Raw genomic sequence first — 20,626 nt, forward strand, 5'->3', positions numbered from 1 at the left:
GCCTAAGTTGGCGTTGCCGCGACATAACCCGTTAGCCCAAAGCCCTCGCGCGCGGCCGTCATCATTGGCACCAGCGCATTCGGATGGATGAACTCGTCGCGGAAGCAGGGATAGGTCTTGGCATCGAAGATCTTCTTCAGCCAGTCGACCACGATCTTGTGGCGCTCGGAGTTGCGGAATTCCTTGTGATAGGTGAGCCAGAGATCGGCGTGGTGGCTGACACCGAGATCGACGGCAACGAGCGGTGCGCCGAGCGCGATCGACACGGTCGGCAGGAAGCCGATGCCGGCGCCGCGCTCCACCGCATAGAGCACGCCGACCGAGGAGTTGGTCTTGATCCCGACGATGCCTTCGAGCGACTTCAGTCCAAGCACGCGGGCGTAGGCGCCGTCGTCGACCTGCGGCGCGCTCTGCTTGATGATGCGATGGTTCTTCAACTCGGCGAGGGACGCCGGCACGCCGTAGAGGTTCTCGTATTCCCTGGAGACGAAGGGATAGATGTGCAGGCGGCCGAGCTTGGCGACGATCAGGTCGGGATTGGTCGGCGGCTCGAGCTGGATCGCGATGTCGGATTCAAGCCGGGCGACGTCGGCCTGCTCCATCGCGCAGCGCAGATCGACGGTGATCTTGCGATAGGTCTTCTGGAAATCGATCAGCCGCGGCAGGATCCAGAAATTGCCGGGGCCTTCCGTCACCGCGACGCGCACGGTGCCTGACGTGTCGTTCGACGATCGCGAGGCACGCCGGAAGACGTTGAAGGCATGACGCTCCATATGCGCGACGTCGGCGATCATCGCGGCGCCTTCATCGCTGAGCGTCAGTCCGCTCTGGTCGCGCAGGAACAGCTTGCAGTCGATGCTCTCTTCGAGCCGGTCGATCCTGCGCATCAGCGTGGTGGAGGTGAGGCCGAGTTCTTCGGCCGCGTTGCGGAAACTTTTATATTTTGCGCACGCTAAAAAGAGTTTCAAATCGTCCCAGGACGCGTCCAGGGCTTCTTCACGGTGCTGCATCAAAGCAGCACCCCGGTGCAATAACTGCTGCATACGCCAGATCCCCAACCGCTAAGGTCATCGTCATAGCGGGGCACTAAATCCTCGGACGATAGAGGGGTGACATGAGTATGGAAAGGGGCTCCTTTGCCGCAAGGCATGATTTCGATGCATTGCCGCTCAGTCCGGACGTCGATGTCCGATGTGCGCAATCTTCCGAAATTGCTGCGCTTTCCGACATGGCGCACCGGCTGGTGCCGGGTGTGCAGATCGGAACGGCAGAGCTTGCACGATATTTCACGTTCGATCCTCAGAGCATCCTGACGTTCAGTCGCAAGGGCAATCTGGTCGGCGGCATGGCCTTCTTGTTCCTCAACGACCGCGGACATGATGCGCTGCTGCTCGACGAGATCTGCCTGACCGCACCCGAGACGCGCTATCTCGCTTCCGCGAAGGAAGACGTTGCAGCGATCTACATCTGGGCGATCGCGGCGACGGGCCGCGGTATCGCCGGTCTCGGCAAGGCCGCGGCTCATCTACGTCAGGTAAGGTTTCGCGGCGCGGATTGCTATGCGCAGCCGTCAACCGTGGCCGGACGCGACATCATGAAGGCGACGGGATTCGACCCCGTCCCGAGCTTCCAGCCCGATCTCTGGTGTTACGAGCGGCCCTGGCATCGGCAGCCGATGCGGATGCCGGGCGCGATCATCCAAACAAGGAGTTTTGCAGATGCACGGCACTAGGATTCCCCTCGCCAAGCCCGACTCCCGCGCCATCACCATTCGCCTCGCGCGCGATCCCAACGACCTCATGCTGGTCACCGCCATTCGCGCGGCGGTCTATCTCGCCGAGCAGGATTGTCCGTTCGACGAGGAGTTCGACGGCAACGACATGGTCGCAGCGCACTTCATCGGTTACGTCGGCAACGAGCCTGCGGGTTGCCTGCGGGTACGCTTCTTCGGGGATTTCGCCAAGGTGGAGCGGCTCGCGGTGCGTCATCAATATCGGCGCTCGCGCGTCTCGTTCAAGCTGGTCCAGGCGAGCGTCGACTATGTGAAGCGCAAGGGCTTTCGCAAGATCTACGGCCAGGCACAGGACCGGCTGGTCGATTTCTGGGCTCATTTCGGCGCCAAGCCGCTCGGTCACAACCGCAAGATCACCTTCTCGGATTTCTCCTACACGGAGATGCTGCTGGAGATCGAGCCGGGGCCGGACGCCATCACGCTGGACAGCGATCCCTATGTGATCATTCGCCCCGAGGGCGATTGGGACCGGCCCGGCGTGCTCGACGCATCCGCGGGGCGGGCGGTGACCGCGCCGCTACGGGACCTCGCACTCGCCGATCACTGAAACTGGTGCAGCTCTGCCAAGACAATGCTGGCTTCCATTACCGATGATCCGCCGATCCTGGTCTGTGCGGATCTCCAGGTCGAATATCTGACCCCCGGGCGTCGCCATGTCATCCTCGACGGCGAAGCCGCCACCGTGCGCTGCATGGAGCTCTTGACGCTGTGGCGCACCAATCTCTGGCCGGTGATGCATCTGAAGCGCATCGCCCAGGCGGCCTGGTTCAATCCGGCATCCAGGCTGACCGACTGGATCGCGGAGGCGAAGCCGCGGCCGGGTGAAATGACGTTCGAGCACCCGCTGCCGTCGGCCTACAGCTCCGCGCGGTTCGTGGACTACATGTCCAATATCCGCAATGTACGCTGCATTCTGGTCGGCTTTTCCCTCGACGAAACCATCCTGGCTACCGCCGTCGACGGGTTTCACCGCAGCCATCGCTACCAGATCGTCACTGACGCCGTCGCCTGCCGGCAGCCGGGCACGGGCGATGCCGCCGTCTACAAACAGTCGGTGGTGAATGTGATCGGGAATTTTGCTACAGTCCATGCCAGCGCCGAACTGATCAGAACCAGCGGCGCCATCGCGGTCTAGGCGGCCGTGGTCGGCGGATGGATGGGGTGGGACATTGTCACGGGGGGACGAGCTCAAGGAGCTGGCGAGCGATTTGTCGCGTGCCGTAGAGATGGCGCGCCGCGTCGGCTTGCCCACGACCGTCTATCTGCTCTCGATGGCGCTGGTGGAGGTGAAGGAAGCCGCTCGCGCTGCCGCCGAAGAGGATGACGACGGCGCGGCGTAGGGTTTCGGGCCTGCGGCGAAGGCGTTTCTCTCAGGATCGGCCGATGGCGCGCATCAGGATATCGGATGCGTCATCAGCGCTGTCGCCCGCGTAGGCAACGAATTGATCGGGCCGCACCAGGATCAGTCGCGCCTCGTATTTCTCGCGGCCGCCTGATGCGGTGTCCCTGATCACCCTCAGCGGGATGCCAAGCCGCGCGGCGGCTTGCTCAAGAGCTGTAGCCGCGCCGCCGTCCGTCAGATCGATCAAGGTGAAGCCGTCGCCCAATTCCTCGAACACGTTTTTGCCTGACGACAGAGGTTGCGGCGTGAGATGATGACCTGCGCGCGCCGGATAGGCGTGCGAGCCGATCGCGCTGCAGACAGCGCCGGCCGGACCAAAGACGATTGGTGACCCCTCGTAATTCGGCTCGAAGGCGTTGACCTCGGCGCGCGCGCCGGAGTGCCGCTCGTGCCAGGCGGCCTCGAAATCCGCCCGATCGCGCGCCGGATCGTGCCGGCGAAGAAAATCGCGGTCGCGGAAGATCGGCGTCTCGATGAAATCGCGCGCAGTGGACGCAAACACCGGACGCCGCTCGGCATCGTAGCTGTCGAGCAGACCGGCTGGCGCCCAGCCTTGCAGCGTCGCGGCGAGCTTCCACGCCAGATTTGCGGCGTCCTCGAAGCCGGTGTTGATGCCATAGCCGCCATAGGGCGGATGGCTGTGCGCGGCATCTCCGGCGACGAAGACGCGGCCTGCGCGGTAGCTGTCCGCGACCGTGAAGCGAAGATCCCAGAATCCGATGTGCTCGAATTCGATGTCGAATTGTGCGCCGGCGGCATCGTGCAGCAAGCGTCGGAAATCGAAATTGTCGGCGGTGGTGTCAGCGGGAACGGGGGCATGGAAGAACCAGGTGCTGCCGAGATCGACCCGGCCGAAGAACTTCCAATAGCCCTCGAGGTCCGGATGCAACACGCTGTAGAACGACTTGCCTGGAAAGGCCTCGAGCAGCCGATGCAATTCGACGGAACGAAACACCAGCAGCACCATCAGCCGGTCGTGGTCGGAGCGGGTCTGGGTGATGCCGGCGCGTTCGCGCACGATCGATCGGCTGCCATCGCAGCCGATCACGTAGTCGGCGCGAAGGCTCTGTATCATCCCGTCGCGATTTTCGATGTCGAGGCCCACGCCCTCGGCGTCAGGCCGGACATCCCGGCAGGTCCAGCCGTATCGCAGGTCAATGGAGGGAAGCTGTGCCGCCCGTTGCCGCAACACGGCTTCGGTCGCGTATTGCGGCAGGCGTTCGTTGTCGGTGAAATAGAAGGGGCGGACGAGTTCGCGCTGCAGCCAGTTGTAATTGTAGCCGCTGAGCAGCGTCCCGTAGCTGGTCATTCCGCCGATGCCGTAGTCGGGAGGAATGGTGCGGGCCGCGCGCAGCGCTGCCTCCGCGCCCCAGAAATGGAAATGCTCCATCGTCCGCTGCGTGAGGTTCTGTCCCTTGGGGATCGGCTGCGGCTGTTCGTGGCGTTCCACGACGATGGTCTTGATGCCGCGCTGGCCAAGGCCGATCGCCAGACCCATCCCGACCGGTCCGCCGCCGACGATCACGACGGGCGCGTCGCTATCCGCTGAAGCCTGCCTCACATCGCTTCCCCACGATTGTCATCGCGCGAGGCGCGATCGCTCGTCCTCATGAGATGTCGCACGGATTTCGTCAAGTAAAATCTCAAATAATGAGATTATGATGTCGTTACCTCGGAGATTTGCCGGGCCGCTTCGCTGACCTCCGCGCTGATGCGATCGATCAACTCGCCCTTGGCATGTGGTCCGGCGATCGTGATGCAGAGGCTTGCGATCGGGTAGCCCGCATCGAGGATCGGCGCGGCGATCCCGACCGCACCCGGTGTCACTTCGCCAAAGGCAACGGCGACGCCGGCGCGCCGCACGCGTTTCAGCGCTGCCAGGATTTCGTCGGACGTGTCGCCGACGCCGACACTACGCAGATCGGCGGCATAGCGCGTCACCAGTGGCATCACGCGTTGCTTAGGAAGAAAGGCCATGATCGAGCGCGCGATTGCGCCGCGGCCCATCGGCATCGGTCGGCCGCGCGGATAGCTGCTGACGGGATTCACGACGGAGGCGATTGAAGCCACGCACAGCATCTTTTCGCCGTACCAGCGCACGACCAGGGCCGTGCAGGGGTGCGCGGCCGACAGCCGCTCCAGATGCGGGGTGGCTGCTGCGATCAGCGGATCGGAACGGCGGCTGAGATAGTCCATCTCGACCACGCGCGGGCCAAGCGCGAACCGGCCGCCGCGCGTCGGCATCACGAAGCCGCTGTCCTTCAAGCTCTTCAGATAGCGATACAGCGTCGGCCTCGTGTAGCCGAGCTCCTTCATGAGCTCTTCGGGCGACCATTGCGGCCGTGCCTCGGTGAAGAGATCGAGCACGGCAAGGACCCGATCCTGACTGTTTGCTTTGACCAAGTGAGATTCGATCCAGCTTCGCGTATTCGCCGTGATACCCGCATTCGCGCCGGCCGCAAAACGGCAGCACGGTAGCGGCTTGCCTTCGTTATAATCTCACTATAAGAGATTTTAAGAAGAATAATAGTGCATGAGCTGCCGGGGAGAGGTTGGGCATGGCTGTCACAGCTACGGATGAGATCGTGTCGGGCACGGTCGACGTTCCCGCCTATGTCGATCGTCAGCCGGTTGGCGCCTTTCAGATCCGGGTTCTGCTCGTCTGCGCCGCGGTGCTGTTCATCGACGGCTTCGACACCCAGGCCATCGGTTATGTCGCGCCTGCAGTCGCGCAGGAATGGAAGCTGGCGCGTGGCAGCCTCGGTCCGGTGTTCAGCGCGGGGCTTCTGGGCCTCATGATCGGCGCCCTGATCTTCGGTCCGATGGCCGACAGGATCGGTCGCCGCCGTATCATCCTCGCAAGCACGCTGGTGTTCGGCATCGGGACGCTGCTCACCGTGTTCGCGGTGGATACGACCTGGCTGATCGCGTTGCGCGTTCTGACCGGCCTTGGTCTCGGCGGTGCAATGCCCAATGCGATTGCGCTGACCTCCGAGTTCAGCCCGCATCGCCGCCGCGCTACCATGGTCATGATCATGTTCGCAGGCTTTTCGATCGGTGCGGCCCTGGGCGGGTTGCTGGCGGCCGCCATGATCCCGGCTTTCGGCTGGCGCTCGGTGTTCCTCGTCGGCGGCCTCGTGCCGCTGCTGCTTCTGCCTTTGCTCTTCAAGGCGTTGCCGGAGTCGATCCGGTTCCTGGCGATGATGGGCGGCCGCGACCGCGAGGTGGCGAACCTCCTGCAAAAGCTAGCCCCGGGGGTATCCATCGCCGGCAACGCCAAATTCGTAGTCCAGGAGCCCAAATTGTCGGGATTGCCCGTCGCGCATTTGTTTGCGGAGGGCCGCGCACCGGTGACGGTCCTGCTCTGGGTCGTGTTCTTCATGAGCCTGCTCGACCTCTATTTGCTGTCGAACTGGCTGCCCACCGTGCTGAACGATCTCGGCGTCTCGGTTTCGGGCGCGGCCGCGATTGGTGCGATGCTCCAGGTCGGCGGCGTGGTCGGCACCTTCACGCTCGGCCAGTTCATCGACCGTTTCTCGTTTCGCGCGTTGTCGCTGACCTATCTCGTGGCGGCGGTCGCGGTTGCGGCCGTCGGCATGGCCAGCCATTCGATCGTCCTGGTCACGATCGCGATCTTCGCGTCGGGATTTTGCATCGTCGGGGGACAGATCGCCTCGAACGCGCTGACGGCGACCTTCTATCCGACGGCGATCAGGTCGACCGGCGTGGGCTGGGCGCTGGGCATCGGCCGCATCGGCTCGATCGTGGGGCCTCTGATCGGCGGCGTCATGCTGGCCCGCGACATGGGACCGCAGCCGCTGTTTGGCGCTGCGGCCGTCCCGGCATTGATCGCCGCGGCGGCGGCCTTCGTGCTGGCACGGCGAGGCTAGCCGAGGCGATATCTCCTGTGCCGAAGTGCCAGCGCTGCTTTCCTGCAACGCTCGTGTGCGCTTGTTGCCAACGAAATGACGTTGCAAGTTGCGGCCTGCCGCAATAGCCAAGATGTCGACGTTTTCTTTGGACAAGCTCGTCGTTTGGACAGGTCTGCGTCATGACCTCCAATGACGCACCGTTGAGGAATCCCGCAATGTCCATGCTGCCCAATTCGCAAGAGGCCCGGGATGTGGCCTACCAGCTCCATTCCTATACCAACGCGCGCGCGCATCAGCAGGCCGGTCCGCTGGTGATCGAGCGCGGCGAGGGCCCTTACGTGTTCGACGCGTCGGGCAAGCGCTATTTCGAGGCCATGGCCGGCCTGTGGAGCGTCGGGCTCGGCTTCAACGAGAAGCGGCTGGTCGAGGCGGCGCACAAGCAGATGCTGGCGCTGCCATTCTACCATACGTTCTCCGCCAAATCGCACGGGCCCTCGATCGACCTCGCCGAGAAGCTGGTGGCGCTCGCGCCGGTGCCGATGAGCAAGGTGTTCTTCACCAATTCCGGCTCGGAGGCGAACGACACCGTCCTCAAGCTGATCGCCTATCGCTCCAATTCGCTTGGCCAGCCGCAGCGCAAGAAGATCATCAGCCGGATGCGCGCCTATCACGGCGTCACCATTGCGTCCGCCAGCCTCACCGGCCTGCCGAACAACCACCGCTCGTTCGATCTGCCGCTGCCCAACATCCTGCACACGGGCTCGCCGCATTTCTACAAGGACGGCGCCCCCGGTGAGAGCGAGGAGGCGTTCGCGACGCGCCGGGCCGAGGAACTCGACGCGCTGATCCAGAAGGAAGGCCCGGATACGATCGCGGCCTTCTTCGGCGAGCCGGTGATGGGCGCGGGCGGCGTCGTCGTGCCGCCGGCGACCTATTGGGAGAAGATCCAGGCCGTCCTGAAGAAGTACGACATCCTGCTGGTCGCAGATGAGGTCATCTGCGGCTTCGGCCGCACCGGCAAGATGTTCGGCTGCGAGACCTACGGCATCAAGCCGGACGTGATGGTGGTCTCCAAGCAGATCACCTCGAGCTATTTCCCGCTGTCGGCGATCATCCTGAACGATCGCATGTTCGAGCCGATCGCGGACGAGAGCAACAAGATCGGCGTGCTCGGCCACGGTTTCACCGCGGGCGGCCATCCCGTCGGCTCGGCCATTGCGCTGGAGAACCTCAAGATCATCGAGGAGCGCGGCCTGGTCGCGCACGCCGCCGAGCTCGGCGGCTACATGCAGGGCAAGCTGCGCGAGCTCACCAGCGATCCGCTGGTCGGCGAGGTCCGCGGCGTCGGCATGATCGCGGCGATCGAGCTCGTGCTCGACAAGGGACGCAAGACGGCCGCCAGCACGCCCGGCGCCGTCGGCGGCATCGCCAGCCGCATGCTCCAGGAGCGCGGCGTGATCTCGCGCAACATGCTGGATGCCATCGCCATCTGCCCGCCGCTGATCGTCACCAAGGCCCAGATCGACGAGCTGGTCGCGGCGATCACGGGCGTGCTGAACGACATGAAGCCGGAAGTGGCGAAGCTGACGCCGGCGTAGGCTCTCTCCTCGTCATTGCGAGAAGCCCGCAACAAAATTGCGAAGCAATTTTGCGCTGGCGACGAAGCAATCCAGACCGTCTCCGCGGAAAGATTCTGGATTGCTTCGCTTCGCTCGCAATGACGGCGTTGATGCAGTGAGCCTCGATTTATCACCGTCACCCTGAGGTGCTCGCCTCTTCGGCGAGCCTCGAAGGGCGACGGCCGACTGGCCGCAGCGGGGGCCGCTCATCCTTCGAGGCTCACGCCTCGCGCCTCAGGATGACGGTTTAACCGGCTCCACCCGTTGGACCCCGATCACGCGGCCTTTCTCGATCGCGAGCGCCAGCTCGCCGCGCTTGAGCTTCAAGGCGGCGTCGCCGAACAACTCGCGGCGCCAGCCGCGCAAGGCCGGGACGTCGGCCTCGTCGTCGGCTGCGATCTCTTCGAGATCGTCGACGGTGGCGATCACCTTGCTGGCGACCGCGTGGCGCTCCGCGGTCATGCGCAGCAGGACCTTCAACAGCTCGACGATGGCGGCGCCATTGTTGTTGTTGCGCGGCTTCTCCAGCTTCGGCAGCGTCGCAAAATCCCGCGCCAGCCCGCGCTCGACCGCGGCGACGATGTCCGCGCCCCATTTGGATTTCTCGAACCCCTTCGGCACCGAGCGCAGATGGGCGAGCTTCTCCAGCGTGTTCGGCGCGTGGGTCGCGATGTCGCTGATGGCTTCATCGCGCAGCACGCGGCCGCGCGGCACGTCGCGGCTCTGCGCTTCCTGCTCGCGCCAGGCCGCGACCTCCATCAGGACCGCGAGATCCTTGGGCTTGCGGACCCGCGTCTTCAGCCGTTCCCAGGCGCGCTCGGGATGGAAGTCGTAGGTCCTGGGCGAGGTCAGGACCTCCATCTCGATGGAGACCCATTCGCTGCGGCGCCGCTTCTTGAGATCGGCATCGAGCGCGGCGAACACGTCGCGCAGGTGCGTGACGTCGGACACCGCGTAGTGCATCTGCTCTTTCGTCAGCGGCCGGCGCGACCAGTCGGTGAAGCGGTGGGTCTTGTCGGGCCGGTGGCCCGTGACCTTCTCGACCAGCGCGTCATAGGCGATGCTGTCGCCGTAGCCGAGCACCATGGCCGCGACCTGGGTGTCGAACACCGGGTGCGGGATGATGTTGGCCTGGTGCCAGATGATCTCGATGTCCTGGCGGGCGGCATGGAATACCTTCAGCACGCCCTCGTTGCCCATCAGGTCGAAGAACGGCTTGAGGTCGATCCCCTCGGCCAGGGTGTCGATGACGATCGCTTCCTCGGGGCTGGCCATCTGCACCACGCACAGCAGCGGGTAGTAGGTGGTTTCGCGCAGGAACTCGGTATCGACTGTAATAACGGGGTGCTTGGCCAGCCGGCTGCAGGCAGCCGCGAGGTCAGCGGTGGTGGTAATCAAATCCATGAACGGCCCATGACACTTGGTATCAGCCGTTCTGCCGAAAGCGCTGTGATGTCAAGGGGCTCTAAGCGAATTCGAGCATTGCATCGGGCCGGAATCGTCTCTTTCCGACGAAATTCCTATTCGTAACGGATCCGGTGCGAGGATTTGCGCGGGCAGGGCAGCGCCACCACGACCACGCACATGGCGACCAGCGCCAGCCCCAGGAACTCGAAAACCAACAGATCCACGGCGAAATCTCCAGAAACATTGATAGATTTGTCGGGGGTACGTTGAGGGTCTGTTAATGCTCGTGGTTACCGGCCGCCCGGCAAGCCGGATGGTGGACGGGGAGTTAACGGGGGCGGGCTCGACCATCACCCCATGAGCTTCGGCAAGGCGGCGAGCGCGTCCACGGCGGCACGCACTTTTGGCGGAATCCAGGGCGAACGGGGCCACAGCGCGTGGCAGTCGTAGAGGAATTCGGGCTGGCCTTCGAGGAGGCCGACCAGCGCGCCGCTGTTGAGACGCTCGCGGACCAGCCAATAAGGCAGCCAGGCGAGCCCCATGCCCTGTGCGGCGGCGTCCGCGATCGCCTCCATATCGTCGAGCCTCAGCCTGCCTGACGGCATGATCTCGCGTGCCGGCTGGTCGGCTTGTGGAAACAGCCATGGCCGGACGCGTCCAGAGCGGCGATAGATGATCGCCTGATGCGCGGCGAGATCGTCGAGCGATTTTGGTTTGCCGTTGGCGCGTAAATAGGACCGCGCGCCGCACACCACCATGCGCTGGCTTGCGATGCGCCGCGTGATCAGACCGGACTGGTCGTCGAGATCGCCGGTCCGGATCGCAAGATCGTAGCCGGCCTCGATGATGTCAGCGATGGGATCGCCGAAGGAGAGGTCGAGCTCGAGATGCGGATATTTTCGCGCGAGCTTCATCAACAGAGGGGCGATGCAGTGCCGTCCGAGCAGGGCAGGCATGGTCACGCGCAGCCTGCCGCGCGGCGCGGAGAGTTCATCGGCCACGACGGCGTCGGCGGCTTCGGCCTCGCTGAGTACCGCGCGGCAGCGCTCGTAGTAGGCCTGGCCAGCCTCGGTCAGGCTCTGGCGCCGCGTGGTGCGGTTGAGGAGGCGGACGCCGAGACGTTCTTCGAGGAAGCGCACATGCTTGCCGACCATCGGCCCCGACATCTCCAGGGCGTCGGCCGCGGCCGCGAACGAACCGAGATCGACGGCCCGGACGAATACGGCCATGCTGGTCAGGCGGTCCATGATTGAAAACTCCTGGTTTCGACTGTTCGCGTATTCGGGCCATTTATCCACTTCGGTGGGATCGGCATAGCTCCATTCAGTTCAATTGTTTTGGAGTGTATCCATGACCCGCGTCGTTCGCTTTCACCGGCATGGCGGTCCCGAAGTGCTGTGCATCGAGACCGTCGACGTTCCACCGCCGGCAAAGGGCGAGGTGCAGATCCGGGTCAGGGCGCTCGGTCTCAACCGTGCGGAGGCGCTGTTGCGGACGGGCACCTATATCGAGACCGCGACATTTCCGTCCGGCCTTGGTCTGGAGGCGGGAGGTATCGTCGAGGCCATCGGCGAAGGCGTGGCCGGCTTTGCACCGGGAGAGGCGGTCAGCATCGTGCCGCCGCTGTCGATGGTGCGATGGCCGGCCTATGCCGAGCTCGCGACGTTTCCGGCCGAGCTCGTCGTGAAGCATCCGCCCGAGCTTGGCTTCGAGGCGGCGGCCGCGGTGTGGATGCAGTATCTGACGGCCTACGGCGCGCTGGTCGACATCGCCGGACTTGGGCGAGGGGACGTCGTCGCCATCACGGCGGCATCGAGCAGTGTCGGGCTTGCGGCCATCCAGATCGCGAACCGGATCGGCGCTTTCCCGGTCGCCCTGACGCGGACCTCGGCCAAGCAGCGCGCCTTGCGCGAGGCCGGCGCCGCCCACGTGATCGCCTTGGACGAGGAGGACATCGAAGCGCGGCTGGCAGTGATCGCCGGTGCGAGCGGCGTCCGCGTGGTGTTTGACGCCGTCGGCGGTCCCGCATTCGAGCCGCTGACCGCGGCGATGTCACGGGGCGGAATCCTGATCGAGTATGGTGGGCTGAGCCCCGCGCCGACGCCGTTCCCGCTCTTCAACGTGTTGACCAAGAGCCTGGTCCTGCGCGGCTACCTCGTGCACGAGATCATCCGCGATCCCGTGCGCCTTGCGAAAGCAAAGGCGTTCATCCTCGACGGGTTGTCAGACGGCAGCTTGAAGCCGGTGATCGCCAGAACGTTCCCGTTCGAGGAGATCGTCGAGGCGCATCGCTTCCTGGAGTCGAACAATCAGTTCGGCAAGATCGTTGTGACGATCTAACCGCGCGCGGCGCGTGGCTCACGTCGCGGCGATCAGCCCCCCTCGAATATTCTCTTGCGGGCATTTTCGACATGCGTGCGCATGGCGCGGCGGGCGCCGTCCTCGTCTTGTGCCTCGATGGCCTCGAACACGCGGCGATGCTCCTGCTGTCCCCTGAGAATGCGGCCGCGCGGCTGAATGAGCGACAGGTTGCGGTTGAGATTGACGCCAATGGCGATCTGCTCCCTCAACGAGGTCAGCGTCTCGACAAAGAACCGGTTGCCGCTCGCCTCCGCAATCGTGCGGTGGAAGAGGAGATCTTCCTCGACACCAAGGCCGCCCTCGCGCCCTTGGGCGACCATCGTATCCAGCCTGGTCAGCACCTGCTGAATGCGGCGCAGGCTTTGCCTGTCCCGGTTGCGGGCGGCGAGGGCCGCGGCATCGCCCTCGACGGCCATCCGGAACACGAAGCAGCGCTGGATGTCGGGGATGCTACTGACAGGCGCGAAGTCGAAGGCATTGGCGGCCGGACGCCGGGTCACGAACCAGCCCGCGCCCTGGCGTGATGCAATCAGCCCGTCGTCGCGCAATCGCGTCAGCGCCTCGCGAACGACGGGCCGCGAAACGCCCAGGAGTTCGGCAAGGCCATTCTCGGGCGGTAACCGGCAGTTCACGGGAAGGATGCCGATCGCGATCTGACCCAGCACATGGTCGTAGATCCGGTCGCTCAATCGTCCCGTCGAGGACGACAGCGGCAACTCCGCGGATTTCATCGCAGGCTTTTTCAAGTCCGGCTCCGTCCGGTTTTGCGTTCGGCTTCCAAACAAGTTTTTGACATTTCAGTCCGTGCACAAGGCGCTCGGCCGCCAGCTCAAAACAGCTACAGAACAGACCGCTTGACAACCAGCGAAGATTTCGTCGATGCTTGCCTTACAAATAAATAACAAGTTGCGCAAAAAATAAAGCGCGTGGGAGGCGAGAATGAAACCGAGGTCAGCAACCCCAATGGTCGCCGTCCTGCTGGGGGCGTGTCTATGCAGCGGAGCCCTTGCCGCTCCGATCAGTCTTTCGATCATCGATACCGGCGGTGACCTGGCCTCGGTGCAGACCATCATCGAGAACTACAAGAAGGCGAATCCGGACAAGGTCAGCGAGATCAGAATCCAACGCGCGCCCGCGCCGGAGCTTCCGGCCAAGATCAAGGCGCAGCAGGACGCCGGACGCCTCGATATCAATCTGGTGCTGACCGGGCAGGATGGCGGCGCACTGCTGGCCCAGAACGGCCAGCTCATCGCCATCCCCGATTATCAGAAGAGCTTTCCGCGCGACGGCCTCACCGATGCGGGCAAGGCGCTTTACGACGAGGGCAAGGGCGTCCTCATTCCGTCAGTCGGCAATGCCGGTGGACCGGTGCTGATCTACAATCCGGCGAAGGTGCCGAGCCCGCCGAAGACCGCGCAGGAATTGCTGACTTGGGTGAAGGCGAACCCGGGCAAATTCATGTATGCGCGTCCGGCGAACAGCGGGCCGGGCCGCGCGATCCTCCAGGGCTTTGCCTTCATTCTCGGGGACTCCAAGCCGCTCGACCCCGAAAAGGGCTGGGACAAGAGCTGGGATTTCCTGAAAGAGCTCGGCAAGTCCGTCGAATATTATCCGACCGGTACCGCGATCACGTTGAAGGAATTCGCCCAGGGGCAGCGCTGGATGATCGCCGGGATCATGGAATGGGACATGAAGCCGCGCGCGCAGAGCGTAATCCCGCCGGACTCGAAGATCGCAATCTTGGAGAACACCACGTTCGTGGTGGACGGTCACTATTGGTGCATCCCGAAGGGCGTGCCGCAGGAACAGGTCGATGTCATCGTCGACCTCATGAAGTTCATGTGGAAGCCGGAGCAGCAGGCGCTCACCTGGAAAGCCTTCATCGGGCCGGTCGTGAAGGCCGCAGCCCTCGCATCGGCGCCCAAGGAAATCCAGGACGAGGTGAAGGAATTCTGGCGTCCTGAATATGATCAGATCGGGACCAAATGGAAAGTATCGCCTCCGCTGGGCGTGACCGAGCTGAGCTACGCGATGGAACGGTGGGACCGTGAGGTCGGCGCCGATCAGGTCAAGAAATAACAAGAACCGGGACCAAGATGCGAGGGCGCGCAGGTGCGGCCCTCGCGCGCGTATGCGGGGCGGGGAATGGCCGACTCTATCGATAAGCTGCAGATGTCGATCACCAAGCGTTATGGCGGCAAGGTGGTGCTCGACCACTTTCCGCTGGAGGTCGGCGGCCGCGAGTTCGTCACCTTCCTGGGGCCGAGCGGCTGCGGAAAGTCTACGGCGCTCGGCATCATCGCGGGCCTCGTGCCGCCGAGCGACGGCGAGATCCATCTCAATGGACGACGGATTGACGATGTCTCGCCCGAAAAGCGCGGGTTCGGCATGGTGTTCCAGAACTACGCGCTGTTTCCGCATCTGACTGTGTTCGGCAACGTCGCCTTCGGCCTCTCTCTCCAGAAGCGGCCGTCTGCGGAAATCGAGCAGCGCGTGCGGGGCATGCTCGGTCTGGTACGTCTTGCCGGTTATGAAGACCGCTATCCCGGTCAGCTCTCGGGCGGACAGCAGCAGCGTGTCGCCATCGCGCGCGCGCTTGTGCTGCACCCTCGGTTGATGCTGTTCGACGAGCCGTTGTCCAACCTTGACGCAAAGCTCCGCGTCGAGATGCGCGCCGAGATCAAGCAGCTGCACGCACAGCTCGGCCTGACCTCCATCTACGTCACCCACGACCAGGCCGAAGCTCTCTCGCTCTCCGACCGCATCGTCGTGCTGCGCGAAGGTGTGCTCATGCAGGTCGGGACGCCGCAGGAAATCCACGACCGTCCCAAGAACGTCTTCGTGGCGGATTTCATGGGCTTCCGAAATTTCCTCGATGTGACGCTCGGCAAGGAAGCGGGCGGTATGATCGAAGCCGGTTTCAAGGGGCAAATCCTGCAGGCCAGGGCCAGGGATAGCTTCCGCCCGGGCGAGCACGCCGTTCTGGCCATCCGGCCGGAAGATGTGCGTCTCGGCAAGTCTGGTGATGGCGTCAATGTGCTGCGCGGCAAGGTCGAGCTGGTCGAGTATCTCGGACGCGAGCAGGAGGCCGAGATCGCGCTCAATGGCGACGCAAGGCTCTGGGTCCGCTCGCACGAGAAGCTCGTATTGGGCGAGATGCTGGATCTGACCTTGCCGGCGGACAAATTCGTCCTGCTGCGTCGCGAGTGAGGGGACAGATCGTGGCTCGCATCCGCTCTGATTCTCGCAGCGAACTGGACCTCGTCGCGATCCTCTGTCTTGCGCCGTCGCTGCTCTACGTGCTCGCGATGTTCGTCTACCCGTTCCTCTACGGGATCTACATCAGCTTGCAGCCGAAGAAGCGCGACGCCGGGATATTCTCGAACTATGTCGCGTTCTTCAACGACGCCTACCAGTACAATACGATCAAGACGACCTTCATGTTGGCGTTGCCGACGACGGTCGCGGTCGTGTTGGTTGCGCTGTTCCTCGCATACGGCATGCGGCGCGGCATCTGGTTCGAGCGCACCATCACGACCATTCTCGTGCTTCCGATCTCGCTCGGTGTCGTCTTCCTGTCGGAAGGGATCCTCGGCTTCTACGGCCACAATGGCTGGCTCAACCAGTTGCTGCTTGCGGTCGGATTGATCCAGAATCCGCTCGAGCTGACGCATAATTCGATCGGCGTCACCTTCTCGCTGTTCATGCAGAACTTTCCGTTCTGCTTCCTGATGTTGCTCGGTTACATCTCCGGCATCGACCCGAGCCTGGAAAGCTCCGCACGCATGCTGGGCGCCGGTCCCTGGACCATCTTCCGGCGCGTCATGTTCCCGTTGATCGCACCGGGCCTGATCATCGCGTTTGCCCTCGTCTTCGTGATGAGCTTTGCCGTGTTTCCATCCGCGGTGATGGTTGGCCAGCCGGCCGGTTCGACGCGGACGATCTCGATCGCGGCCTACCAGCAGGCCTTCGAGCAATATGACATGTCCTACGCATCCGCGATCGCGGTCATCATGGGGCTCTGCCAGCTCGCGGCGCTGGTGGTCATCGTGCTGGTGCGCCGCCGCATGACGATTGCAACAACCATGGGCGTCGGCAAACGCTGAGGGGAAGCAGATGCGCGGACGGATGTGGAAATTGGCGATCTACCTGTTCCTGCTGGGGTTCATCCTGAACCTGCTCGGCATCGTGACGCATGTCGTGGTCAGCTCGTTCGCAAAACGCTGGTTCGGCAAGCCGTTGCCGCCGGCGTTCACGACGGATTGGTTTACCTACGCCTGGCGGGAGTTCGAGCTCTCCCATGTGCTCTTCATCACGCTGTTCATCGCGCTGGCCGTGGTGTTCATCGCGCTCGCGATCGGATTTCCGGCCGCCTACGTGCTGGCGCGGCGGAATTTCAACGCCAAGCCGGTCCTGCTGCTGCTCTACTTCCTGCCGCTGCTGATCCCGCAGATGACCTACGGCATTCCGCTTGCCACGACGCTTTATGGGTTTGGTGTTGGCGGGACGGTCATTGGCGTCATTCTCGCCGTGCTCGTCCCGATGGTTCCTCTTGCCGTCTTCATCCTGTTGCCGTTCTTCGAGCAGATCAGCTTGAACCTTGAATGGTCGGCGCAGATGCTCGGCGCGAGCCGGCTGCAGATATTCCGCCGCATCCTGTTGCCGCTGATGCTGCCCGGCATTTTGACAGCGGGCCTGCTGGTTCTCGTAAATACGATCTCGAACTTCGAGCTGGCGTTTCTGCTTGCGGGCGGGGGATCGCAGACCCTGGTCGTGGCGCTCTATTACAACGTCTTTGCTGGCGGTGTGCGGCCGGTCTATTCGATCGATGCGATGGCTGTGATCTACATGTGCACCGTCATGGCGGTGCTGCTGGTCGCATTGCGGTTCGTGCGTCCGACGCAGATGGTGTTCAGGCTCGATGGCAGGCGCAACTGACGCAATCACGGCCCCTGAAATGATTTCGGCGCCCCACACCGTGGAGCGCCGAGGTTGTTTGGCTGATCGTTGGCCTTACGGCAGCTTCAGCGAGGTCTCCGCGTTGTAAGGCTTCAGCGTCTCGTCGGCGGCCTTCTGGGCGGCGACCAGTGCTTCCTTCGGCTGCTTCTTGCCGTTGAGGACCAGCATGACCTCGTCCTCCAGCGTCTTGCGGACCGGCACGGTCTTGTAGGTCGCGAACCAGGGTTTTGCGACGTCGAGCTGCTCGACGGCGGTCTTGGCGTCCGGGTTCTTGTTGAGGAAGTCGACCATGTCAGGCGTCTTGTAGGCGGCCATGTTGGGCGCGAAATAGCCGGTGGCGCGGCTCCACCAGGCGCTCTTCTCAGGCGAGGTCATCCACTTGATCAACGTCCAGGCGGCCTTCTGCTTGTCGGCTTCGAGACCGGCCGGAACGATCAGCGAGGCGCCGCCGATCGGCACGGCGTTGCGGACGTTGCGCGGGATGAACGCGACCTTGTAGTTGAACTTGGCGTTGTCGCGCACATAGGTCAGCGAGCCCGTCGAGAGCATCATCATCGCGGCATTGCCGGAGATGAAGGAGGTGCTGACGGCCGGGCCGGGCGTGGCGCCCGGGGCGTGGACCTTGTGCTTGTAGACGAGGTCGTTCCACCAGGTCAGCGCGCCCAGCATCGAGGGCGTGTCGTAATAGACTTCGCCGCCGAATTCCTCGTTGTAGTAGCGCCCGCCATTGGTCATGGTGAGCGTTTCCATCATCCAGCCGCAATAGTCATAGGCGCAGGGGATCGCGATGCCCCATTGGGTCACCTTGTCGCCCTCGCGCTTGGTGAGCTTCTTGGCCCAGTCGGTGAGCTCGGCCCAGGTCTGCGGCGGCTTGCTCGGATCAAGGCCGGCTTCCTTGGCCTTGTCGGCGTTGATGTAGAGCAGCGGCGTCGAATTGTGGAACGGCACGCCGTAGACCGAGCGGTCGATCACCGCGTTGCCCTGCAGCGCCGGGAAGAACTGGCCCAAGAACTTTTCCTTGGTGGAGCCGTCGGCGGCGATCAGGCTGTCGAGATTGGTGAGCTCGTTCTCGATCTGCATGTCGAGCAGGAAGTTCGCGGACATGATCACGGCGGCCGGCGGCTTGCCGGCCTTGATGGCCGCGCGCGTCTTGATCAGCGTGTCGTCATAGGAGCCGGTGTAGACCGCGGTCGCCTTGATGGCGGGATGGGTCTCGTTGAACTCCTTGATCAAGGTGCCCATGTCGCGGGCGAGCTTGCCGTCGACGGGAACGGGGAAGAACAGGTCGATCTCGGTCGGACCTTCGGCCATTGCCGGGAAGGCGAGGGCGCCTGCCATAGAGCCTGCCATGGCGAGGCCAAGCATGAGCCTGCGGGTAAACAGCATCGAAAAATCTCCTATTTGATGCCTGAGGTGACGAAAGAGCTGATGAAGCGTTTCTGGAAGATCAGGAAGGTGATGAGCAGCGGCGCGATCACCATCAGCGTGCCGGCGGCAATCGTGCCCCAGGCCTGCGTGCCTTCGGCGGTCGCGGTGAAGACGGACAGACCGACCGTGAGCGGCCGCTTGTCCGGCGAATTGATCACCATCAGCGGCCACAGGAAGTCGTTCCAGTGGCTGGTGACGGAGATGATGGCGAAGGCCGAGAAGCTCGGCATCGACAGCGGCACGTAGATGTGGCGGATGCGCTGGAGAAGGCTGGCGCCGTCGATCAGGGCGGCGTCTTCCAGCTCGGTCGGAATGGCTTCAAAAGCCTGCCGCATCAGGAAGGTGCCGAAGGCCGAGGCGAAGAACGGCATCATCACGCCGGCGAGCGTGTCGTAGAGCCCGAGCTGCGCCACCAGGCTCAAATTCGGCACGATCAGCAGCACCGGCACCAGCATCAGCTGCATCAGGAACAAATAGAAGATCAGCGTCTTGCCGGCGAATTCGAGCCGCGCAAAGGCAAAGCCCGCCAGCGTGATCGTGACGAACTGCACCAGCAGAATGCCGGTGCAGATGATCGTGGTGTTGAGGGTGTAGCGCGGGAAATCGCCGATCTCCCAGGCATCCCTGACATTGTCGAGGGTCGGCTTCAGGCTCGGCATCAGCTCGGCCATCACGTTGATGCCGTCGGACGCCGGGCGCAGCGTCGCCACGCCCATCCACAGGAACGGGATCAGCCAGACGATGGCGAGCAAGATCGTCAACACGAAGCCGAGCTTGGGCGTGATCTCGCGGCGGGTGGCGAGCGGGGCATCCTTGAGCAGGCGGTCGATCAGCGTCATGGCCCGCCCTCGCGGTTTGCCATCGTCCGGAAGGAGAGCGCGGTGAGGCCCATCAGCGCCGCAAGCGTCAGCAGTGTCGCTGCCGAGGCCTTGCCGATGTCGTAATGCTCGACCGCCTGCTGGTAGATGTAGAACAGCACAAGATTGGTCGAGTTGGACGGCCCGCCCTTGGTCATGACGAAGACGTGGTCGACCTGCGTGACCGCGTTGAGCGTGGCGATGACAATGACGAACAGGAAGGTCGGCTTGAGCTCGGGCAGGATGATGTAGCGCAGCCGCATGAACGGGCCGGCGCCATCGAGATGCGCGGCTTCCATGACATCCTCGGGCACGGCCTGGAGGCCAGCGAGGAAGAACAGCATGTAGTAGCCGGCGTTCTTCCAGATGGTGATCACCATGATCGCATAGAGCGCGATGTCGGGGTCGCCGAGCCAGTTCGGCACCACCGGAAGCAGGCGGCCGATGTAGTAGTCGAGCAGGCCGACATTGGGCAGGAAGATGAACAGGAACAGCGCGGAGGCCGCGACCATCGGGATCAGCACCGGCAGGAACAGCGCCGCGCGCAGCGCGCTGCTCACCGCATTGGTGCGCGACAGCGCCAGCGCGAACAGCAGTGCAAGTCCGATGCTCGGGATCGCCGTGCCGATGGCGTAGACGAGATTGTTGACGACCGCGCCGGTGAAGGCGGGATCGGCAAGCACGGCACTGACATTGTCGAGGCCGACGAAGCGGACCGGTGCCTTCGGCGTCGCGCGCTGGTAGAGCGCGTCGATCAGCACGCGGCCCATCGCGCCATAGGTGAACAGTGCGAGGAAGACCAGTGATGGCAGAAGCAACAGATAGGCAGGCAGCGAGGCGTTGAAGCGGCCTACAAACCGCTTCAGGACGTGCAGACGCGGTGCCGCCGAAGTCGCGACCGGGAGAGCCGCGGGTTCAGCGAGGCTCAT

Annotated in this window: 20 protein-coding genes; 11 read left to right on the top strand and 9 right to left on the bottom strand. The window is 63.6% G+C overall.

What is annotated here, in order from left to right; all coding sequences use genetic code 11:
- Positions 1-2: 2 nt before the first annotated feature.
- Positions 3-1,043, bottom strand: a complete 1,041-nt coding sequence (locus AB7535_RS12440) for a LysR family transcriptional regulator (RefSeq protein WP_071914600.1) — start codon at positions 1,041-1,043, stop codon at positions 3-5.
- Between the two features lie 71 nt (positions 1,044-1,114).
- Between AB7535_RS12440 and AB7535_RS12445 the strand changes: the two genes are divergently transcribed.
- The 4 genes from AB7535_RS12445 to AB7535_RS12460 are packed head-to-tail and all read left to right on the top strand — an operon-like array spanning position 1,115 to position 3,132.
- The gene (locus tag AB7535_RS12445; protein ID WP_063983665.1) at positions 1,115-1,732 is read left to right on the top strand and encodes a hypothetical protein; all 618 of its coding nucleotides are present in this window, start codon (positions 1,115-1,117) and stop codon (positions 1,730-1,732) included.
- On the top strand, positions 1,719-2,339 hold the full coding sequence (locus AB7535_RS12450; protein ID WP_439036366.1) for a GNAT family N-acetyltransferase: 621 nt from the start codon (positions 1,719-1,721) through the stop codon (positions 2,337-2,339). The genes AB7535_RS12445 and AB7535_RS12450 overlap by 14 nt, the downstream gene beginning before the upstream one ends.
- A gap of 24 nt (positions 2,340-2,363) precedes the next feature.
- Entirely contained in the window at positions 2,364-2,927 is a 564-nt protein-coding gene (locus AB7535_RS12455; RefSeq protein WP_439036367.1) for an isochorismatase family protein, read from the top strand.
- A 34-nt stretch (positions 2,928-2,961) separates the two neighbouring features.
- Complete coding sequence (locus AB7535_RS12460; RefSeq protein ID WP_014495754.1) at positions 2,962-3,132, top strand: hypothetical protein; 171 nt, start codon at positions 2,962-2,964, stop codon at positions 3,130-3,132.
- Between the two features lie 30 nt (positions 3,133-3,162).
- On the opposite strand, the gene AB7535_RS12465 is transcribed toward AB7535_RS12460, so the two are convergent.
- Both AB7535_RS12465 and AB7535_RS12470 read right to left on the bottom strand, forming a co-directional pair.
- Positions 3,163-4,755 (bottom strand): FAD-dependent monooxygenase, encoded by a 1,593-nt coding sequence (locus AB7535_RS12465; protein ID WP_439036368.1) that lies wholly within the window; start codon positions 4,753-4,755, stop codon positions 3,163-3,165.
- Positions 4,756-4,850: 95 nt separating this feature from the next.
- On the bottom strand, positions 4,851-5,597 hold the full coding sequence (locus AB7535_RS12470) for an IclR family transcriptional regulator (RefSeq protein WP_439036369.1): 747 nt from the start codon (positions 5,595-5,597) through the stop codon (positions 4,851-4,853).
- A 155-nt stretch (positions 5,598-5,752) separates the two neighbouring features.
- On the opposite strand from AB7535_RS12470, the gene AB7535_RS12475 reads away from it, so the two are divergent.
- A complete protein-coding gene (locus tag AB7535_RS12475) occupies positions 5,753-7,084 on the top strand; it encodes an MFS transporter (protein WP_439036370.1) in 1,332 nt (443 codons plus the stop codon).
- A gap of 197 nt (positions 7,085-7,281) precedes the next feature.
- Positions 7,282-8,664 carry an aspartate aminotransferase family protein gene (locus AB7535_RS12480; RefSeq protein ID WP_439036371.1) on the top strand — a complete coding sequence of 461 codons (1,383 nt, stop codon included), beginning with the start codon at positions 7,282-7,284 and terminating at the stop codon, positions 8,662-8,664.
- 255 nt (positions 8,665-8,919) lie between these two features.
- Here the strand turns inward: AB7535_RS12480 and rnd are convergent, their stop codons facing one another.
- Positions 8,920-10,089, bottom strand: coding sequence for a ribonuclease D (rnd, locus tag AB7535_RS12485; RefSeq protein ID WP_063983660.1), 1,170 nt, complete (start codon positions 10,087-10,089; stop codon positions 8,920-8,922).
- Positions 10,090-10,442: 353 nt separating this feature from the next.
- Positions 10,443-11,339: a LysR family transcriptional regulator gene (locus AB7535_RS12490; RefSeq protein ID WP_439036372.1), complete on the bottom strand. Its 897-nt coding sequence runs from the start codon at positions 11,337-11,339 to the stop codon at positions 10,443-10,445.
- Positions 11,340-11,442: 103 nt separating this feature from the next.
- On the opposite strand from AB7535_RS12490, the gene AB7535_RS12495 reads away from it, so the two are divergent.
- Positions 11,443-12,432: a zinc-dependent alcohol dehydrogenase family protein gene (locus AB7535_RS12495; RefSeq protein ID WP_063983658.1), complete on the top strand. Its 990-nt coding sequence runs from the start codon at positions 11,443-11,445 to the stop codon at positions 12,430-12,432.
- A gap of 32 nt (positions 12,433-12,464) precedes the next feature.
- On the opposite strand, the gene AB7535_RS12500 is transcribed toward AB7535_RS12495, so the two are convergent.
- Positions 12,465-13,199 (bottom strand): FadR/GntR family transcriptional regulator, encoded by a 735-nt coding sequence (locus tag AB7535_RS12500; protein WP_199877100.1) that lies wholly within the window; start codon positions 13,197-13,199, stop codon positions 12,465-12,467.
- Between the two features lie 193 nt (positions 13,200-13,392).
- On the opposite strand from AB7535_RS12500, the gene AB7535_RS12505 reads away from it, so the two are divergent.
- From AB7535_RS12505 to AB7535_RS12520, 4 genes are all read left to right on the top strand, one after another.
- The gene (locus tag AB7535_RS12505; RefSeq protein WP_231144904.1) at positions 13,393-14,532 is read left to right on the top strand and encodes an ABC transporter substrate-binding protein; all 1,140 of its coding nucleotides are present in this window, start codon (positions 13,393-13,395) and stop codon (positions 14,530-14,532) included.
- 66 nt (positions 14,533-14,598) lie between these two features.
- Complete coding sequence (locus AB7535_RS12510; protein WP_063983657.1) at positions 14,599-15,663, top strand: ABC transporter ATP-binding protein; 1,065 nt, start codon at positions 14,599-14,601, stop codon at positions 15,661-15,663.
- Between the two features lie 11 nt (positions 15,664-15,674).
- On the top strand, positions 15,675-16,559 hold the full coding sequence (locus AB7535_RS12515) for an ABC transporter permease (RefSeq protein WP_063983656.1): 885 nt from the start codon (positions 15,675-15,677) through the stop codon (positions 16,557-16,559).
- Between the two features lie 10 nt (positions 16,560-16,569).
- The gene (locus AB7535_RS12520) at positions 16,570-17,391 is read left to right on the top strand and encodes an ABC transporter permease (protein WP_014495741.1); all 822 of its coding nucleotides are present in this window, start codon (positions 16,570-16,572) and stop codon (positions 17,389-17,391) included.
- Between the two features lie 75 nt (positions 17,392-17,466).
- Here the strand turns inward: AB7535_RS12520 and AB7535_RS12525 are convergent, their stop codons facing one another.
- From AB7535_RS12525 to AB7535_RS12535, 3 genes are read right to left on the bottom strand one after another with little or no spacing between them, the layout of a single operon-like run.
- A complete protein-coding gene (locus AB7535_RS12525; RefSeq protein WP_439036373.1) occupies positions 17,467-18,798 on the bottom strand; it encodes an ABC transporter substrate-binding protein in 1,332 nt (443 codons plus the stop codon).
- An 11-nt stretch (positions 18,799-18,809) separates the two neighbouring features.
- Positions 18,810-19,679 (bottom strand): carbohydrate ABC transporter permease, encoded by an 870-nt coding sequence (locus AB7535_RS12530; protein WP_135215311.1) that lies wholly within the window; start codon positions 19,677-19,679, stop codon positions 18,810-18,812.
- Positions 19,676-20,626 (bottom strand): carbohydrate ABC transporter permease, encoded by a 951-nt coding sequence (locus tag AB7535_RS12535; RefSeq protein ID WP_167768106.1) that lies wholly within the window; start codon positions 20,624-20,626, stop codon positions 19,676-19,678. Before AB7535_RS12535 ends, AB7535_RS12530 begins: the two co-directional genes overlap by 4 nt.

The sequence above is a fragment of the Bradyrhizobium sp. 956_D2_N1_4 genome (genome assembly GCF_052076025.1).
Taxonomy (GTDB): domain Bacteria; phylum Pseudomonadota; class Alphaproteobacteria; order Rhizobiales; family Xanthobacteraceae; genus Bradyrhizobium; species Bradyrhizobium barranii.

What these genes read in the sequence shown, in the direction of transcription:
- AB7535_RS12440 (WP_071914600.1), bottom strand. Translation starts at nt 1,043, where the DNA reads ATGCAGCAGTTATTGCACCGGGGTGCTGCTTTGATGCAGCACCGTGAA.
- AB7535_RS12445 (WP_063983665.1), top strand. Translation starts at nt 1,115, where the DNA reads ATGAGTATGGAAAGGGGCTCCTTTGCCGCAAGGCATGATTTCGATGCA.
- AB7535_RS12450 (WP_439036366.1), top strand. Translation starts at nt 1,719, where the DNA reads ATGCACGGCACTAGGATTCCCCTCGCCAAGCCCGACTCCCGCGCCATC.
- AB7535_RS12455 (WP_439036367.1), top strand. Translation starts at nt 2,364, where the DNA reads ATGCTGGCTTCCATTACCGATGATCCGCCGATCCTGGTCTGTGCGGAT.
- AB7535_RS12475 (WP_439036370.1), top strand. Translation starts at nt 5,753, where the DNA reads ATGGCTGTCACAGCTACGGATGAGATCGTGTCGGGCACGGTCGACGTT.
- AB7535_RS12480 (WP_439036371.1), top strand. Translation starts at nt 7,282, where the DNA reads ATGTCCATGCTGCCCAATTCGCAAGAGGCCCGGGATGTGGCCTACCAG.
- rnd (WP_063983660.1), bottom strand. Translation starts at nt 10,089, where the DNA reads ATGGATTTGATTACCACCACCGCTGACCTCGCGGCTGCCTGCAGCCGG.
- AB7535_RS12490 (WP_439036372.1), bottom strand. Translation starts at nt 11,339, where the DNA reads ATGGACCGCCTGACCAGCATGGCCGTATTCGTCCGGGCCGTCGATCTC.
- AB7535_RS12495 (WP_063983658.1), top strand. Translation starts at nt 11,443, where the DNA reads ATGACCCGCGTCGTTCGCTTTCACCGGCATGGCGGTCCCGAAGTGCTG.
- AB7535_RS12505 (WP_231144904.1), top strand. Translation starts at nt 13,393, where the DNA reads ATGAAACCGAGGTCAGCAACCCCAATGGTCGCCGTCCTGCTGGGGGCG.
- AB7535_RS12510 (WP_063983657.1), top strand. Translation starts at nt 14,599, where the DNA reads ATGGCCGACTCTATCGATAAGCTGCAGATGTCGATCACCAAGCGTTAT.
- AB7535_RS12520 (WP_014495741.1), top strand. Translation starts at nt 16,570, where the DNA reads ATGCGCGGACGGATGTGGAAATTGGCGATCTACCTGTTCCTGCTGGGG.
- AB7535_RS12525 (WP_439036373.1), bottom strand. Translation starts at nt 18,798, where the DNA reads ATGCTGTTTACCCGCAGGCTCATGCTTGGCCTCGCCATGGCAGGCTCT.
- AB7535_RS12530 (WP_135215311.1), bottom strand. Translation starts at nt 19,679, where the DNA reads ATGACGCTGATCGACCGCCTGCTCAAGGATGCCCCGCTCGCCACCCGC.
- AB7535_RS12535 (WP_167768106.1), bottom strand. Translation starts at nt 20,626, where the DNA reads ATGAGCCTCGCTGAACCCGCGGCTCTCCCGGTCGCGACTTCGGCGGCA.